At 45.2% G+C, this 16336-nt stretch carries 15 protein-coding genes and 1 riboswitch; of the genes, 2 read left to right on the top strand and 13 right to left on the bottom strand.

The window, feature by feature from the left end; genetic code table 11:
• Positions 1-11: 11 nt before the first annotated feature.
• The 9 genes from cysC to HC179_RS18115 form a co-directional block, all read right to left on the bottom strand.
• A complete protein-coding gene (cysC, locus tag HC179_RS18075) occupies positions 12-614 on the bottom strand; it encodes an adenylyl-sulfate kinase (protein WP_168865581.1) in 603 nt (200 codons plus the stop codon).
• 15 nt (positions 615-629) lie between these two features.
• The gene (gene sat / locus HC179_RS18080) at positions 630-1781 is read right to left on the bottom strand and encodes a sulfate adenylyltransferase (RefSeq protein ID WP_168865582.1); all 1152 of its coding nucleotides are present in this window, start codon (positions 1779-1781) and stop codon (positions 630-632) included.
• 359 nt (positions 1782-2140) lie between these two features.
• A complete protein-coding gene (locus tag HC179_RS18085) occupies positions 2141-3223 on the bottom strand; it encodes an inorganic phosphate transporter (RefSeq protein WP_168865583.1) in 1083 nt (360 codons plus the stop codon).
• Between the two features lie 30 nt (positions 3224-3253).
• On the bottom strand, positions 3254-3970 hold the full coding sequence (locus HC179_RS18090) for a phosphoadenylyl-sulfate reductase (protein ID WP_168865584.1): 717 nt from the start codon (positions 3968-3970) through the stop codon (positions 3254-3256).
• 265 nt (positions 3971-4235) lie between these two features.
• On the bottom strand, positions 4236-4382 hold the full coding sequence (locus tag HC179_RS18095; RefSeq protein ID WP_168865643.1) for a YezD family protein: 147 nt from the start codon (positions 4380-4382) through the stop codon (positions 4236-4238).
• A gap of 71 nt (positions 4383-4453) precedes the next feature.
• A riboswitch (SAM riboswitch) is annotated at positions 4454-4558 on the bottom strand.
• A gap of 120 nt (positions 4559-4678) precedes the next feature.
• Positions 4679-5209, bottom strand: coding sequence for a hypothetical protein (locus HC179_RS18100; RefSeq protein WP_168865585.1), 531 nt, complete (start codon positions 5207-5209; stop codon positions 4679-4681).
• A gap of 148 nt (positions 5210-5357) precedes the next feature.
• Positions 5358-6278: a diacylglycerol kinase gene (locus tag HC179_RS18105; protein ID WP_168865586.1), complete on the bottom strand. Its 921-nt coding sequence runs from the start codon at positions 6276-6278 to the stop codon at positions 5358-5360.
• A gap of 279 nt (positions 6279-6557) precedes the next feature.
• A complete protein-coding gene (locus HC179_RS18110; protein ID WP_168865587.1) occupies positions 6558-8093 on the bottom strand; it encodes a flotillin family protein in 1536 nt (511 codons plus the stop codon).
• A gap of 12 nt (positions 8094-8105) precedes the next feature.
• A complete protein-coding gene (locus HC179_RS18115) occupies positions 8106-8645 on the bottom strand; it encodes an NfeD family membrane protein (protein WP_168865588.1) in 540 nt (179 codons plus the stop codon).
• Positions 8646-8876: 231 nt separating this feature from the next.
• On the opposite strand from HC179_RS18115, the gene HC179_RS18120 reads away from it, so the two are divergent.
• Positions 8877-9779 carry a M15 family metallopeptidase gene (locus HC179_RS18120; RefSeq protein ID WP_240948574.1) on the top strand — a complete coding sequence of 301 codons (903 nt, stop codon included), beginning with the start codon at positions 8877-8879 and terminating at the stop codon, positions 9777-9779.
• A gap of 328 nt (positions 9780-10107) precedes the next feature.
• On the opposite strand, the gene gatB is transcribed toward HC179_RS18120, so the two are convergent.
• The 3 genes from gatB to gatC are packed head-to-tail and all read right to left on the bottom strand — an operon-like array spanning position 10108 to position 13326.
• On the bottom strand, positions 10108-11538 hold the full coding sequence (gatB, locus tag HC179_RS18125; protein ID WP_168865589.1) for an Asp-tRNA(Asn)/Glu-tRNA(Gln) amidotransferase subunit GatB: 1431 nt from the start codon (positions 11536-11538) through the stop codon (positions 10108-10110).
• Positions 11539-11554: 16 nt separating this feature from the next.
• The gene (gene gatA, locus HC179_RS18130) at positions 11555-13012 is read right to left on the bottom strand and encodes an Asp-tRNA(Asn)/Glu-tRNA(Gln) amidotransferase subunit GatA (RefSeq protein WP_168865590.1); all 1458 of its coding nucleotides are present in this window, start codon (positions 13010-13012) and stop codon (positions 11555-11557) included.
• Positions 13013-13035: 23 nt separating this feature from the next.
• Positions 13036-13326, bottom strand: a complete 291-nt coding sequence (gene gatC, locus HC179_RS18135; protein ID WP_168865591.1) for an Asp-tRNA(Asn)/Glu-tRNA(Gln) amidotransferase subunit GatC — start codon at positions 13324-13326, stop codon at positions 13036-13038.
• A 508-nt stretch (positions 13327-13834) separates the two neighbouring features.
• Between gatC and putP the strand changes: the two genes are divergently transcribed.
• Positions 13835-15343 (top strand): sodium/proline symporter PutP, encoded by a 1509-nt coding sequence (gene putP / locus HC179_RS18140; RefSeq protein ID WP_168865592.1) that lies wholly within the window; start codon positions 13835-13837, stop codon positions 15341-15343.
• Between the two features lie 46 nt (positions 15344-15389).
• Here putP and HC179_RS18145 read toward each other — a convergent pair whose 3' ends face one another.
• On the bottom strand, positions 15390-16058 hold the full coding sequence (locus tag HC179_RS18145; protein WP_168865593.1) for a DUF4397 domain-containing protein: 669 nt from the start codon (positions 16056-16058) through the stop codon (positions 15390-15392).
• Positions 16059-16336 lie beyond the last annotated feature (278 nt).

Raw genomic sequence — 16336 nt, forward strand, 5'->3', positions numbered from 1 at the left:
TGGAACCCCCTTTAAATAATTTTTTGGTTTCTTAAGTATTGGAGTATCGTGTTGACGGCTTCTTCCACGGTCTGTGTGCCGGATGCGATAGTGATTTCTGCTTGTGGCGGCTTTTCGTACGGTGAATCAATACCGGTAAAATCCTTGATTTCCCCGCGTCTCGCCTTCGCATACAGTTGTTTCGGATCTCTTTTTTCACATTCCTCCAACGGGCAGTCCACAAATACTTCAATGAACTCTCCCCTTTCAAACAGTTTTCTCACCTGATCCCGGTCTACTTGGAAGGGAGAGATGAATGCGGTCGTCACAATCTTGCCGCTGTCCACGAAAAGCTTTGCCACTTCCCCAATGCGACGAATGTTTTCGTTGCGGTCCGCATCTGAAAATCCTAAATCTTTGTTAAGTCCATGGCGGACATTGTCTCCGTCCAATACATACTCGTTAATGCTTTGGCGATATAATTCTGTGGATACTGCATTAGCGATGGTCGATTTACCGGATCCCGATAGGCCGGTGAACCAGAGGACACAACTGCCATGCCCGTTCTGAGCACGGCGCTCCTCTTTTGTGATGGCCTGTTCGTGCCAGGTGATGTTGGTGGCTTTAGAACTCATTTTTCATTTCCTCCTTTATACGGCAGCTGTTTTCTCTTGTTTTAGCCCATCGATCAAGACCTCGATGACCTCTTTTCGACTGAAGGTGGACGGCGGAAGCTCCCCTGCTCTCAGCAGCTCCCTTACCTTCGTGCCTGATAATATGACTCTGTCTGTTGATGGATGTGGACACGTTTTATCCGAGGCCATACCCTCGCATTTATTACAGTAAAAACTATGCTCAAAAAATAATGGCTTAATGCCAAGCTCTTCCTCTGTGAACTGATGGAAAATATGCTGCGCATCGTAAGTACCGTAATAGTCACCAACTCCCGCATGATCCCGCCCTACTATAAAATGGGTGCAGCCGAAATTTTTCCTGGCGACGGCATGAAAAATGGCTTCTCTTGGACCTGCATAACGCATGGCCGCCGGGTAAACTGCCAGCTGGACACGGTCTGTTGGATAGTAGTTTTCTAGGAGTACACGGTAGCTTTTAAGCCTGACATCCGCAGGAATATCGTCCGATTTTGTCTCGCCTACGAGTGGGTTGAGGAAAAGCCCATCTACCGTTTCAAGCGCCGCTTTTTGGATATATTCATGAGCACGGTGGACTGGATTTCTCGTTTGAAAGCCGACGACCGTTTTCCAGCCTTTTTGCTCGAAAAGTTCGCGAGTTTGCTTGGGTTCAAGCCATACGTCTTGGGCTACACCTTTGTTTGGTTTTTGTGTAAGGATTACTTCCCCCGCGACGTAGATGTCGCCCCTTTCGAATAGTCGTTTGACCCCGGGGTGTGCGAGTTCTTCCGTTTTGTAGACTTCGCGGGCCTCTTTTTGGAGGTCTGGCTCATACCATTCGGAAACGGTAATAATTCCATATGTGGTTTGGTGGTGGGTCAGCTTATAGGTTTCTCCTTGTTGTAAGGTGCTTGCCACTTCTTTTGTAACCGGCAGTGTGACCGGGACAGACCAGACGATGCCGTTTGCCAGTCGCAGATTTTCTACGACAGATTCGTAGTCGGATTTAGTGAGGAATCCTGTTAGCGGACTAAAAAGGCCAACTCCTATGAGTTCCAGATCGCTTAGGGCGATGGCGTCGATTTGAATTTCTTTTGTTATGTTTGCAGTGTCATAGTTTGGTTGATAGGCTTGCACTAGTGTGCCGCCGTGTGGTTTAGGTAAGGTCATTGTTTGTTTCCCTCTCTTTTTTGTGGATTTTTGGTTAGAAATCTATGATTTTTTGGTGATTTGAAATCGTTCGGTCAAACTTCGGGCATGTTCGGACAAATTTACAGCTAATTTAGGTGCTGTTCGGTCAACTGTTAGAATGCTTCGGTTACTTTTGACTGGGGGTTCGGTCATTTGGAAAATTGGTTCGGACAATTTGACGAAATCTTCGGTCATTTTAAGCGAAACTTCGGTCAACTTTGGCAAATCTATGGTCACTTTCGCAAAAACTTCGGACATTTGCTCTCTGTGACCCCATATCTCTCAGCCAGACCACGCTTCGCAACCAAAATCCTAAACTCCTATTCCAAAATCATCCATCATTCCTTACTCCCTCCCGAAACCGCCGCCGCACCAGAGCCAGCTCCTGATCCACCAGTTCGCTGCATCAAAAACTTCACTCCAAACACCGAAACCAGCACGCCGATCATCGCAATCACCGGATACACATTCTGCTCAATCAACAGCTGAATCAGCGTGTAGGATAGCACCATCGATAGCACCGGCGATACCACCCACACAACCAGAAGCTGCACGACAATATCTTTTTTCAAAACAGACCTGCCCTGCTTCACATAGCCAATCCCGATAATCGATGACGTCGTAATCTGAGTCAGGGGGACTGGTATACCAAACACAGAAGCGACTGTCACAATCCCTGCCCCTGTCCCCGAAATCACACACCCTTCCTCCAGGCGCAGCTTTGTAATCTTCTTGCCGTTCGTTTCCATGACACGTTGACCAAGTAATATCGCGCCTAAAGCAACAAATAGTCCTCCCCAGAGGATTCCCTGTCCAGTGCTCATGATGCCTGCTCCTACAAGCGGTCCCACTGCATTTGCGACATTGTTCATCCCTGCTGAAAATGCTTCAAACACACCCATCACCACAACCAGCACGGACAATACCCGAACTGCCCGTGATGATTTTACCCAATGATCTATGACTTTATTTTTCAACACCCAGGTCGCCCCAATTGCTAATATAAACGCCAGAACCGGTGTCAGCAGCCAAAACAAAACGATCCAGGCGAGCTTTCCGACAAACACAGATTGATAGACAATTCCCGCGCCAACGACCGAGCCGACCGTCACTTCACTAGTGGAAAGCGGGATTCCGAATACATTTGCTAAAAATAAAGACAGGGCCGCTGATGCAATCACAATCAATGCAATGGTAACCGTAAAGGTACTCTGTGGGACAATGCCACTTCCCATCGTCTTAACGACCTCTCCGCCGCCAAGCCATGCCCCAAAGAACACCGCAATTCCGCATAGCACTAAGGCCACATTCCTTTTGACCACTCCTGATCCATACGCAATTCCCATGGATGCCGCCGCACCGCTCGCCCCAATATTCATGGCGAAGAATAGACCAACGATAACGGCCATTGTCACTAACATGCTTTTTCCTCCTTCATCTCACAGCCACTCTTAGTTTGTATGCAGGCCACACTCCGTCTTCCCGCTACCCGCCCAACGGCCAGCTCGGGAATCACCGTCTGTGCCAACTGCCTGTGTACAGGGAAAGCAGCCGATGCTCGGATACCCTTGATCATGAAGCTCGTTATAGGGAAGTCCCCGGGTCCGGATATAGTCCCACACATCCTCCCATGTCCAATGAATGAGAGGGCAGATTTTAATATTTTGGAATTTATCATCCCGGTTGAGGAAGTTTGTGCTGGCACGTGTTGGTGACTGCTCCCTCCTAAGCCCAGAAATCCATGCCTTTTTTGGCGTGAGTGCTTCTCTTAATGGTTCAACCTTGCGAATTTGGCAGCATTGGCCGGGGTCCCTTTTCCAAAGGGCGGTGCCATGTGCCACGGCTTGTTCATCCAAGGTTAGCGCTGGTTTCTTCTTTTCAATCTGCAAAGTTGGGTATCTACTTTCTATCTCCTTAATGACCTGATAGGTTTCTGGAAAATGCAGATCGGTATCTAAAAATACAATTTTCGCATCGGGCTTTACCTTTTGAATGAGGTCGATTAAAACCACTGCCTCTGCCCCAAAGCTTGAGGCATAGATGATTTCATCGGATTCATAAGTTCCAAACGCCCATTTCAATACCGCGGTCGCCCCTTTTGAGTCATCATCAACCTCGAAGATGGACGAGGTCTCCTTCCAGTTTTCATACGTTATTTTCTGGTTCATACTGTTATTGCTCCTTTCTTTTCCAATGAAAAAAGGCAGCCCTTTTACAAGTGCTGGCTGGTAGTTCCAAGCCAAGCATCATGTAAAAAGACCGCCTCCAGTTTGTCTGGTCAGCGAGTGTTTATTATTAATTTCTATTAAACACGCTGTTGATTTCCGTACCTGCTTTCGCTTTCCTTGGGGCGCTTGTGGAGCGTCCTCGGCAAGCCTCCGGGGTCTCCCCTAAGCGTTTCCTCCCGGTGGAGTCTGCGCCCTGTACTCCAATCTATTTTTTCTGAAGGCGAACCTTCTCATTTTTTTCTATCTGAATGACTTTCCCATCCTGTACGACTAGGGTGATAGATCCAAATTTGATTGATTGCAGCATTCTTTCCAAGTGGGTAACAACTTCTTCCCATTCCGAGTTTGCCAGTTGGTTCGCCTCCGTTTCATCACATAAAAAACGCCTCTCCCATTATGGAAAAGGCGCATATATGTAAGTGCACCTTATCTTCCAAAATGGGTATCCATTTTGCTGGAATTGGCACCTTGCTGTTCGCAGGTTGCCGGGCTTCAACGGGCCAGTCCCTCAGCCGCTCTAGATAAGCGTCAATTTAAGTTGTGTTTTTGTTAAAATTAATCCTACCATACTTATATGAATTGTCAACAAAGTTATTGACTGTTTTTTTAGATTTTTTTATTTTTGGGAGGTTGGTCCTAGTCAGCTGCTCATTCCCCAATTTTTTTAAGCTTGGTTTCGGAATCAATGATGACCGCTTGATAGGAATCGCCTGAGGTGGTTTCAAAGAGAACCCCTTGGATGGTTTCTTCTTGTTTTTCAAGATTCGCCAATTCCATTTTTGTTAATTCTTCAGGATCAAACGTCACTTTCCCTTCCAGCTTAAATTGCCCGTCGCCTATTTCCTCCGCCATTTCGATTTCATGGTCGAGCATACGCTCCTCTAACCATCCGGCAAGTAAGGGTTCTACTGTATCTTTTACTATTTTCAATCTATCATTATACGTAAGAATCATGGAGTAGCGGACATATTGAACTGTTTCATACTCATTCCCACCCATGCCAACGGAAGTTGAGGAAATGGTGAATTCAGGGTCTGGTTCAGTTTGAGCGAACATGTTACAGCCGGTTAATACAATGGTGAGGCAACACAAAACAGCTAGCCTTTTAAAACTAACACCGCGTTTATTCCTCATAAAACCTACTATTGAAAAAATCCCCTCACACATACTATCCTTCATACTAACCCCTCCTGTTTGGCGTTCCCATTTTACTAAACATTAACATATTTTTCCTTGAACGTGTTGCAATAATGTAAAAATGATGCGAGATTCCTATTGGAAGAAATCCAAAAAAATAAGCAGCGGCATCACTCACCGCTGCTTATTTCTATTCGCATTTTGCCATTTCGATTTTCTTGCGCTTTTCGGTTACCAGTACTTCAAGGTGACGATATAGGTTGACGAATTCTCCTGGAAGCAGACCACCGTATTCGCCGTCTAGATTTAGTTGCATCTTTTCTTGTGTGTTTACTTTTACCCTGTTGGCTTTTGTATAGATAACCAACGGATCCTTGACATGGTCTCCACGCAGTGCCATGGAAGCAATACGGATGAAGTCTGCAATATTTGCTTTTTTAAGAATGATCATATCAAACATGCCGTCGTTCATGCAGGAATCTGGCGCAAGCTTTTCAAACCCGCCTACCGAATTCGATAAGGAAACTAAGAACAGCATGATCTCGCCTTCAAAGATTTTTCCATCGTATTCAATCGTTACGTTTGTCGGGCGAATAGATGGAAGCATCTCAATTCCTTTTAGGTAGTAGGCAAGCTGGCCAAGCATTGTTTTCATTTTGATTGGTACTTCATAGGACAGCTCGGTCATTTTTCCGCCACCAGCAATATTCATGAAGTACTGATCATTTGCTTTTCCAATATCCACTGGCATTGGAACGCCTTCTGCGATAACATCGACACAACCTAAAATGTCATCACGCGGCAGGTCAAGTGCTCTGGCAAAGTCGTTCGTCGTACCCACTGGAATAATGCCAAGCTGTGGTCGGTATTCCTGTTCTGCCAGCCCGTTGACCACTTCGTTTATTGTTCCGTCTCCGCCAGCTGCCACCACAAGGTCATACTTGCGTTCCACAGCCAGCCTGGCAGCTTCTGTCGCATCTCCATGACCAGTTGTTGCATGGCAGGATGTTTCATAGCCGGCTTTCTCTAATCTTACCAACACTTCAGGCAGATGCTTTTTGAAAAGCTCTCGACCAGATGTTGGATTGTATATCACCCTAGCTCGTTTCATTTCCCATCATCCTAAACGTATATTTAACTAAGCCCTCTTTTATATCTATGTGTTGTCTATCTCTGTATGTTGTTATATAAGTTAGTTATATTTACCAATACCACTAAGTAGTGAACCTGTAACCCACTACTGATAACATATTAGCCTATTCGGGTGTGGATATGCAATTAAAATGAAAATTTTGAGAAATGAGGTTGGCATCCTCCCCTAAACAAAACCCCCACCCGCACCGCCACTTCTCAAAAGTAGCAGCTGCAGGTGAGGGCACCAAGCTCTTAATTATTCTTCTGTTTTCTTCTCTTCGCTCTTTTTTGAAGTAGCGATTTCGTTCGTCAGGCTGTCGATGCTGTGACGCACGTTCGCTTTGCCGGAGAAGTTTTCAATCAGTTCTTTTACATCAATTCCAGATGACGCCTTTAAGGATTCTTGAAGAGTAGACATCAGGTTTGTTGCGTAGCCAGTCACTTTGTTGGCGCCGCCATTTTCACCGCTTCCGCCAGTGTCCACAACCGTAATCTTATCGATGTTGCCAAGTGGAGCTGCAACTTGCTTCGCATATTCAGGAAGCATTTTGATGATCATGTCGAGGATAGCCGCTTGACCGAACTGTTCGAATGCTTCTGCAATCTTTTCTTTCGCTTCTGCTTCTGCAAGACCTTTCAGGCGGATAACTTCTGCTTCGGATTCCCCTTGCGCTCTTTGGGCATCGGCAATCGCAAGACCGTCGATACGGACTTTTTCTGCCTCTGCTTTGGCCATTGCTTCGATGCGGTATTTGTTTGCATCTGCTTCTGCCATTTGTTTTGCTTTATCAGCTGCTGCAGCCTGCTCAACAGAGTAACGGTCTGCATCGGCTTTTTTCTTAACCTCAGAATCGTATTGACGCTCACGACGCAGGATCTCTTTTTCCTCAAGCTCGATCTGCTTTTGACGCTCGATGATTTTGATCTGCATCTGTTGCTCGGTTACTTCCTGCTTCGCACGCGCTTCTTCGAGGTGATACGCTTGGTCGGCACGGGCTTTTGCAATGTCTTGCTCGCGGCGGTATTCGGCAACCTTCATTTGGTTCGTTTTTTCCGCTTCCGCAATTTCCGTCGCACGCTCAAGCTCTGCGCGTTGTGCGTCTTTTGCTGCTTCTGCACGCTTGATACGTGTTTCTTTGTCTGCCTCTGCAGTAGCAATGTCTGCGTCACGCTTTACTTGCGCGATACGTGGTTTACCAAGAGATTCTAAGTAACCGTTGCTGTCACGGATATCACGAATCGTGAAGGAAACGATAATCAATCCCATTTTCGCTAAATCCTGAGATGCCACACGTTGTACTTCTTGAGAGAACTTTTCACGGTTTTTGTAGATTTCTTCTACTGTCATGGAACCTAAGATGGAACGAAGGTGACCTTCCAATACTTCTCGCGCTTCGTTTTCCAGGTCCTCTTTTCTTTTTCCTAAAAATTGCTCGGCAGCAGTAGCGATGTCGCCGATGGAATTGCCGATCTTGATGATCGCGGTACCGTCCGCCATCACAGGAACACCTTGCTCTGTGTAAACTTCTGGCGTTTTTACGTCTAGTTTAATAGATAGCAAGCTTAATGGTTCAGATTGTTGGAATACCGGCACGATGAACGCACCGCCACCTCGTACAATCTTGATTTTGTTTCCGGCTTCGTCCGTGTGGACATTTTTCCCGCCCAGGTAGCTACCTGTGATGATTAAGGCTTCGTCTGGACCGACTGTTTTGTAGCGCGCGATGAACACGACAATCAGTACGAAAATTAGCGCAACGACGGCACCAATAATGATAAACATTTCACCCATTTTCTCTTCCCCCTATTTATTATAGTTTTCTAAAACCTTTTCGTATGGAGTGACAGAAACCACTCCGGTTTGGACATCAATGATCAGGACTTCCGTATCATAAGGGATTTCCTCGTTTTCAAAGCTCTGTGCGGAACGTGAAACGGTGCTTCCCCCGATGCTTAGTACCACTTCCCCAAACCCATCTTTCGGGACCGAGATGATAACTCGTGCAAGCTTTCCTTTTAAGTCATCGTCTGTGTAACCGAGTGAGGAATCGGCGGACTTGATTGGTACAAAGACAAAGATGTGAAGCAGTATGACTAGTAGAAGTGCGAGGACGGCGGCAATGGCCAACACCAGAAAACCTGATAGCGGCGAGTATTTTTCAACTAGATAGCCTGTTGCTCCAAACACAGTAAAAAATGAAAAGATAAGAGCTGGATCAATAGGTAACACATCAAATATCCCGTCTACCACATCTGACAATAATACGTAGATCAGCGTCAAGGCGCCAAAGATGATGAGGCACCAAAAGTAGAGCGTCATCATGTCCAATCCAAACAACGTCATAAGCCATCGTTTCCTTTCCTGTTGTATTGAAGGCAATCACCTTTGGACCCTAATCCTTCTTCCAAAATTTCCTTCCGCTATTATATACGGGTCATTTCTCCTAAAGGTTTCAAAAACATTTCTATTTTTCTACCTTTTTCTTGGATGATGATAGGTGTAAACTAATAGTAGGAATTTACAAACTTTTACCTATTACATCATAAACCATATAAAAGGGGAAAACTATCACTTATGCTAAAAAAAGGAATTATCTGCACGATGGGATTGGGCTTGCTGGTGGGTTGCAGCAGTTTCGATAGTTTATTAGAAGAAAAAGAACCATTGTTAGGGAGCTCTCATGCAGGCAAGTCGACTGTGCCGGAAGTGGCAGTGGTGGACGATGCGGCATGGAAGGCTTTTTTTGAAAAAGAAGAGGACGGTAGTGAGGTGGTTGTCGCACCGGAAGAACCGGAAGAAGCCGAAGCTCCTCCGACGGAAGAGGAGCCAGCTGACCCAGAAGAGGTTTCCGAACCTGATGAGGTTTCTGAACCCGAAGCGATTCCTGTCGTGGCCAACCCTGGCGCGATGAATGTGATGGTCAATAAATTCTGGTCGCTGCCGGAAGGGTATCGTCCTGGGGATTTAATTAAGCCAAATGTACCGTTTTCTTTTGGTGATGAAAACAGCGACCGTTCCAAGCTGCGCGCAGAGGCAGCTGAGTCGCTTGAGATCATGTTCAATGTCGCAAAAGGGGAAGGCATCGAACTTTATGCGCGGTCCGGCTTCCGTTCTTATGAAACACAAGCTGCTATTTTTAAAAATGAGGTAGCCACATTCGGATATGAGCAGGCGGTCCTCTATGTGGCGCTGCCTGGAACAAGCGAGCATCAGACAGGACTTGCGATGGATATTACCGCTAAGAGTGTGGGGCTTGAGTTAGTGGAGGCATTGGAAGGGACAGCTGAGGGCAGGTGGCTTGCGGAAAATGCCCACCACTACGGATTTATTTTGCGCTATCCGAAAGGGAAAACGAATATTACGGGTTATGCGTTCGAACCGTGGCACTTCAGGTATGTTGGTGTGGATATTGCTGGTGAGATTTATGCGAAAGGAATTACGTTGGAAGAATATTTGGGAGATGTGCGGGAGTTTTAAAAGGGAAAGGTTATGTGGAGCGCTTTGTTGGCGCTCTTTTTTGTGTTGGAAATTGATTTTGCAGTGGTACTTGCGTGAATTTAGGGGTGTTGGAATGGGTGGCGTAAAGCTTTGGCTAGTTTATTGTCCGGAATTTGAAATTATTGTCCATTTTTAGATTTTATTGTCCAAAGTTTAGATTTATTGTCCACATTTTCATTTTATTGGCCAAATCAGGCCGGATAAATGCCATTCGACACAATACAACACGACTCAACCCATACCACCCCTACTTCCCTCAAATAAAAAAACAACCCCAACATCCTGCGTTGGGGTTTACTTATCAACATTATCGCTTCTTAATTTCCTCAATCAAAATCTTGTTCACCATTTGAGGGTTTGCCTGGCCTTTGGAGGCTTTCATGATCTGGCCGACAAGGAAGCCGATGGCACGTTCTGTACCTTCTTTGTAGTCCTGTACGGATTTCGGATTTGCATCCAATGTTTCCCCGACCATTTTACGAAGGGTCCCTTCGTCCGAAATTTGGACAAGGCCTTTTTCTTTTACGATTTTCTCTGCATAGCCGCCGTTTTCAATTAGTTCTTTGAAAACTTTCTTGGCAATTTTTGATGAAATCGTGCCCTTTTCAAGAAGTTTAATCATGCCTGCGAGTCCTTCTGGAGTCAGTGCTGTATCATCAAGCTCTTTATTTTCAGCGTTCAGGTAAGCAGAAACCTCGCCCATCAGCCAGTTGGACGCAAGCTTCGCGTCTGCTCCTGCTTCAACAGTTCCATCAAAGAAATCGGACATTTCTTTAGTGATGGTCAGGACTTGAGCGTCGTAAGCAGGTAGTCCAAGCTCTTCGACGTAACGCTTTTTGCGCTCGTCTGGAAGAGTCGGGATGTCTGCGCGAACGCGCTCTTTCCAGTCATCATCAATGTGAAGTGCGACAAGATCCGGCTCAGGGAAGTAACGGTAGTCATCGGATCCTTCTTTTACACGCATCAGAATCGTCTTCTTCGTCGCTTCGTCATAACGGCGTGTTTCCTGTTCGATCACTCCGCCAGATAAAAGAACTTGCTCTTGGCGAACGACTTCATGCTCCAGTCCTTTTTGGACAAAGTTGAAGGAGTTCAGGTTTTTCAGTTCAGCTTTTGTACCAAATTCCTTTTGGCCGACTGGACGCAGGGAAATATTCGCATCACAACGCAAAGATCCTTCTTCCATTTTACAATCAGAAACGCCCGTGTATTGGATGATGGACTTTAGTTTTTCCAGGTAAGCATACGCCTCTTCCGGCGTGCGGATATCAGGTTCCGATACGATTTCCACAAGCGGTGTACCTTGGCGGTTATAGTCGACAAGGGAATAGCCGTCGCCTGTGTGCATCAATTTACCTGCATCCTCTTCCAAGTGAAGGCGCGTGATACCAATGCGCTTTTTCTCTCCGTTCACTTCAATATCAATCCAGCCGTTCTCGCCGATTGGCTTGTCATGTTGAGAAATCTGATATGCCTTCGGGTTGTCCGGATAAAAGTAGTTTTTGCGGTCGAATTTGGTGTCGGTTGCCACTTCACAGTTCAGGGCCATTGCAGCCTTCATCGCGTATTCCACCGCCTGTTTGTTCAGTACAGGCAAGGTTCCCGGATAGCCAAGTTCCACGACACTCGTATTGGAGTTCGGTTCTGCGCCAAATTCGTTCGGACTTGCCGAGAAAATTTTAGATTTTGTTTTTAATTCTACGTGTACTTCAAGGCCAATAATCGTTTCAAAATTCATATCTATTTTTCACCCCTTACAGCTGTGGCTTCTTTTTATGATGGTCGGTTGCCTGCTCGAATGCATGGGCAACGCGATAGATAGTGCCCTCGTCAAAATGATTTCCGATGATCTGCAAGCCTACTGGTAGTCCGTCCACAAAGCCTGCTGGAACAGAGATTCCTGGTACGCCTGCAAGGTTCACTGGGATAGTCAGGATATCATTTGCATACATCGTAAGTGGATCCTTCGTGTTTTCTCCCACTTTAAAGGCCGGAGTCGGCGTAGTAGGTCCGATGATGACGTCATATTTTTCAAAAACGTCTTCAAAATCCTGCTTTATTAGCGTACGAACCTTTTGAGCTTTTACATAATAAGCATCATAGTGACCTGCGCTCAACGCGTAAGTTCCAAGCATGATTCGGCGCTTCACTTCAGGTCCGAAGCCTTCACTGCGCGTCTGCTTGTACATGTCGATTAGGTTCTTCGCATTGTCTGTGCGGTAGCCATACCGAACGCCGTCAAAACGCGCAAGGTTTGCCGATGCTTCTGATGATGACAATAGATAGTACGTTGCTAAAGCGTATTGGGAGTGCGGCAGGGAAACTTCTTCCCATGTTGCTCCTAGCCCCTCTAATACTTTCAATGCATCTTTAACAGATTGGCGTACCTCTTCGCTAACGCCTTCTGCCAGATACTCTTTTGGCACACCTATTTTCAGCCCTTTGATATCTCCTGTCAGGCTGGAAAGGAAGTCCGGTACGTCGGCGTTTGCAGACGTGGAATCCATTGGATCCAGTCCAGAGATCGCTTGTAAAAGGTAGGCATTGTCTTCTACTGTACGCGTGATTGGACCGATTTGGTCAAGGGATGAAGCAAAAGCGATTAAACCATAACGGGAAACACGGCCATAAGTAGGTTTTAGGCCGACAACTCCGCAAAAAGCTGCAGGTTGACGGATTGATCCACCGGTATCAGAACCTAAGGAGAAAAATACTTCCCCTGCCGCTACAGCCGCTGCAGATCCACCGCTTGATCCACCGGGAACACGCTCAAGGTCCCAAGGGTTTTTCGTTGCAGCAAAGGCAGAGTTTTCATTGGAGGATCCCATGGCAAACTCGTCCATATTTATTTTACCGATCGTGACGGTTTCAGCTTGGTTCAATTTTTCTACAACGGTTGCATTGTAGATTGGGTTGAAGTCACCAAGTATTTTACTCGCAGCTGTCGTGCGGATGCCTTTTGTGACGATATTGTCCTTAATTCCAACTGGAAGGCCAAATAATAGGCCATGTTCTTTTTCTAGTCCTAACGCTTGGTCGAGGACTTTTGCATATTTACGGGCATTCTCTTCATCTAGGGTCAGGAATGCTTGTACCTTATCATCGACTTCGTTGATGCGTTTGTACGATGTATCAACGAGGTCAGATACGCTGATTTCTTTTTTATGTAAAAGGCTATGTAATTCCGATAGCTTTTTATCAAACAATGACATGGGGGTTCCCTCCTTACTCTTTCCTATTCAATAATGCTTGGTACGCGAATCTGGCCGTTTTTGTGGTCTGGGGCATTTTTCAATACCTCATCCACCGGCAGGCCTTCTTTCGCCACATCTTCCCTCATGACATTCTTCATATGTAGAACATGAGAAGTTGGTTGAACATCTTCTGTATCTAATTCATTCAGCTTCTCTGCGAATGAAATAATTGCATCTAATTGACTTGTGAACATAACTGCCTCCTCCTCGCTGATCGCAAGACGGGCCAAATGCGCCACATGCTTCACCTGATCCTCCGAAATACGTGACATCCTCTTTCACCTCCACCAAAAATCGAACTTGCACAATACCCCTATCATACTAAACTTTAACCCCCACAAGCAATTCTCACGGGATATTGGCATGATATTTCTTTAGTGGAGTAAAGAGGGGTCTGACCCTCAATGCGTTAGAGCGCTAAAGAAACCCTCCTCTCCCCCCTCTCTAAAGGTTTTATGGCAGGAAGTATGTTTCGTGTTTTTCGGGGGAAAATAAGTGGGCATTCTGGGAAGAGTGAGGGCAAATATGGTAGCAAATATTACAGCAATATTACGCGTTTGATAATTCTGAATAGTTTTACTTTATTTTTTTACGATTAGGAGGTATGCCCATTGTATCAAGGGGTAGCGTGTTTTTCTTCCTATTGAAAAAGGTTTCAATCGCTTGAATTAAGGGAAATACTTTGTTAGCTTAAATACTCGTAACCGTTATGAGAGCAATTTGGGGCGCCGAAATTGCTGATGTACAAAGAAAACTAAAGAGAATTCAGGAGTTGATATTGTGGAAACAGGAGTATTTATTTCCCTAGCACTTTATTTCATTGCCATGCTAGGAATAGGTTTATATGCCTATAAAACATCTACAGACGATATTTCAGGCTATATGCTTGGTGGCCGTCAATTAGGACCTGGAGTTACAGCATTATCTGCCGGGGCATCTGATATGAGTGGATGGATGCTAATGGGTCTACCGGGTGCCATGTATGCTACCGGTGTATCCAGTATGTGGATTGCCATTGGTCTTACAATTGGAGCATATGTAAACTATTTGGTCGTTGCACCTCGTTTAAGGATTTATACAGAAACTGCGAATGACTCCATTACAATCCCAGATTTCTTTGAGAACCGTTTTTATGATGGAACTCGTATTTTACGCTTCGTATCAGCGATTGTTATCATCATTTTCTTCACTCTCTATACATCCTCTGGTTTAGTTTCTGGTGGTACACTATTTGATAGTGCATTTGGGTTAGACTACAAAACTGGTTTATTCGTAACGGCTGGTGTAGTAGTGGCTTATACATTGTTCGGAGGATTCTTGGCAGTTAGTTTAACTGACTTTGTACAAGGTGTCATCATGCTTCTTGCCCTAGTGCTTGTGCCTATAGTTGCATTTACGGATTTAGGCGGTGTTGGTGTCACACTTGATGAAGTACGTTCCATCGACCCGACATACCTTGATTTCTTTAAAGGAACAACTGTCCTAGGAATTATTTCTTTACTTGCTTGGGGACTAGGTTACTTTGGTCAACCTCACATCATCGTTCGATTTATGGCGATTAAGTCCATCCGTGATTTCAAAGCTGCTCGTCGTATCGGAATGAGCTGGATGATCGTTTCCATCATTGGTGCGATGGCTACAGGACTTGTAGGGATTGCATATGTGAACCGTACAGGAATGGAATTGGCTGATGCAGAAACAATCTTTATTGTGTTCTCCCAATTCTTGTTCCACCCACTAATCAGTGGATTCTTACTTGCAGCAATCTTAGCTGCTATCATGAGTACGATTTCTTCTCAGCTACTTGTTACATCCAGTGCGCTGACTGAAGACTTTTATAAAACGTTCTTGCGCCGTGAAGCATCTGATAAAGAACTTGTTTTAATTGGACGTATCTCCGTTCTTATCGTTGCACTAGTAGCGATTGCACTATCCTTAACACCTAATGACACCATCCTTAACCTGGTTGGTAACGCATGGGCAGGATTTGGTGCAGCATTTGGTCCAGTGGTTATCCTAAGTCTTTACTGGAAACGTATGAACCGTTGGGGTGCGCTTGCAGGTATGCTAGTGGGTACCATCACCGTACTATTATGGATCTATGGTCCATTTACCATCAACGGGGAACCGCTAACCGCGTTCTTATATGAAATTATTCCAGGGTTCATCCTAAGTACGATTGCCGTAATTGTTGTAAGTTATATTACAAACTTCCCACGTAAAAAAGTACGTGAAGGCTTTACGGAAATGGAAGAAACAATGGAAACTGAAACGAATAAAGAAGATTAATTTATACAAAAGAGAACCCGTTCACTTGGACGGGTTCTCTTTTCATTTACTTTTCGTTATCCACCAACACAATAACCTCTAATTTGTCTGCTGTATTCACTGCAAACACACTGTACACGGTATCTTTTTCAAGCTTTGTTCCAGAGAGGTCTAGAACTTGTTTTTTATCAGGTGTTCTGATTTCCAAATCGTACGTTCCAGGCTCAAGTTCCTGATATACGGAAATGTCTTTAAAAGAAAGTTCACTGAATACTGTATCCCCATCAATTACTCCTACATCCACTTGTGGAGCATCAGGCGATAGGTGACCGACACGCGTGAACGCTTTTCCTTTAGGGGCTTTTCTAGTATCCTCCACCGCAATCATCTCAAGGTTCGCAAGCTTATTAACAGCTGCTACCGTGTATGCTTTGCCACCTTCTACTTCAAGCTGCTGAGCAATAACTGGTTGATCTTTTTTCCCCGCAGGAAAGATCTCTACTTTGTGTGGGCCTGCCGGAAGCATTAAGTAATCTGTAGCGTCTTTAAACTTCGCACCTTCAACCGCGACATTTCCATCTACATAGACGTCCACAGCCGGCGCGTCAGGGGATGCATGGAGAATACGGACTTGTGCATCCTCTTTGCTGCCTGTAATCGCATTTGCAGCAGCCATATTGCTCATTCCACCTAAAACAAACAGCAACACCGTTAAAATACTAAGGAATTTCTTCATTTTATATCTCCTTTTCATACTATTTTTGAACACATTTGTTAGTATGAAAGGTTCACGTGGAAAATATGTAAAAAAGTAGCAATAAAGTTTGGATGTTCGGTTGTTTTAGCTTATATTTGGTGGAGCTTAAGGAGAACTAGATCGAGTTCGTGCCGAAACAGTGAGAGTTGATGCCAAAATGGGGTAAATTCGTGCCAAAATAATGCGAGTTCGTGCCAAAACCAGCCGAGTTCGTGCCAAAGTGTTTTCTATGGTACGCCCCACTCCTCCACCAAAAA

It is taken from the genome of Bacillus sp. RO1 (assembly GCF_012524115.1).
In the GTDB taxonomy this organism is placed as follows: Bacteria; Bacillota; Bacilli; order Bacillales; family Bacillaceae_I; genus Sutcliffiella_A.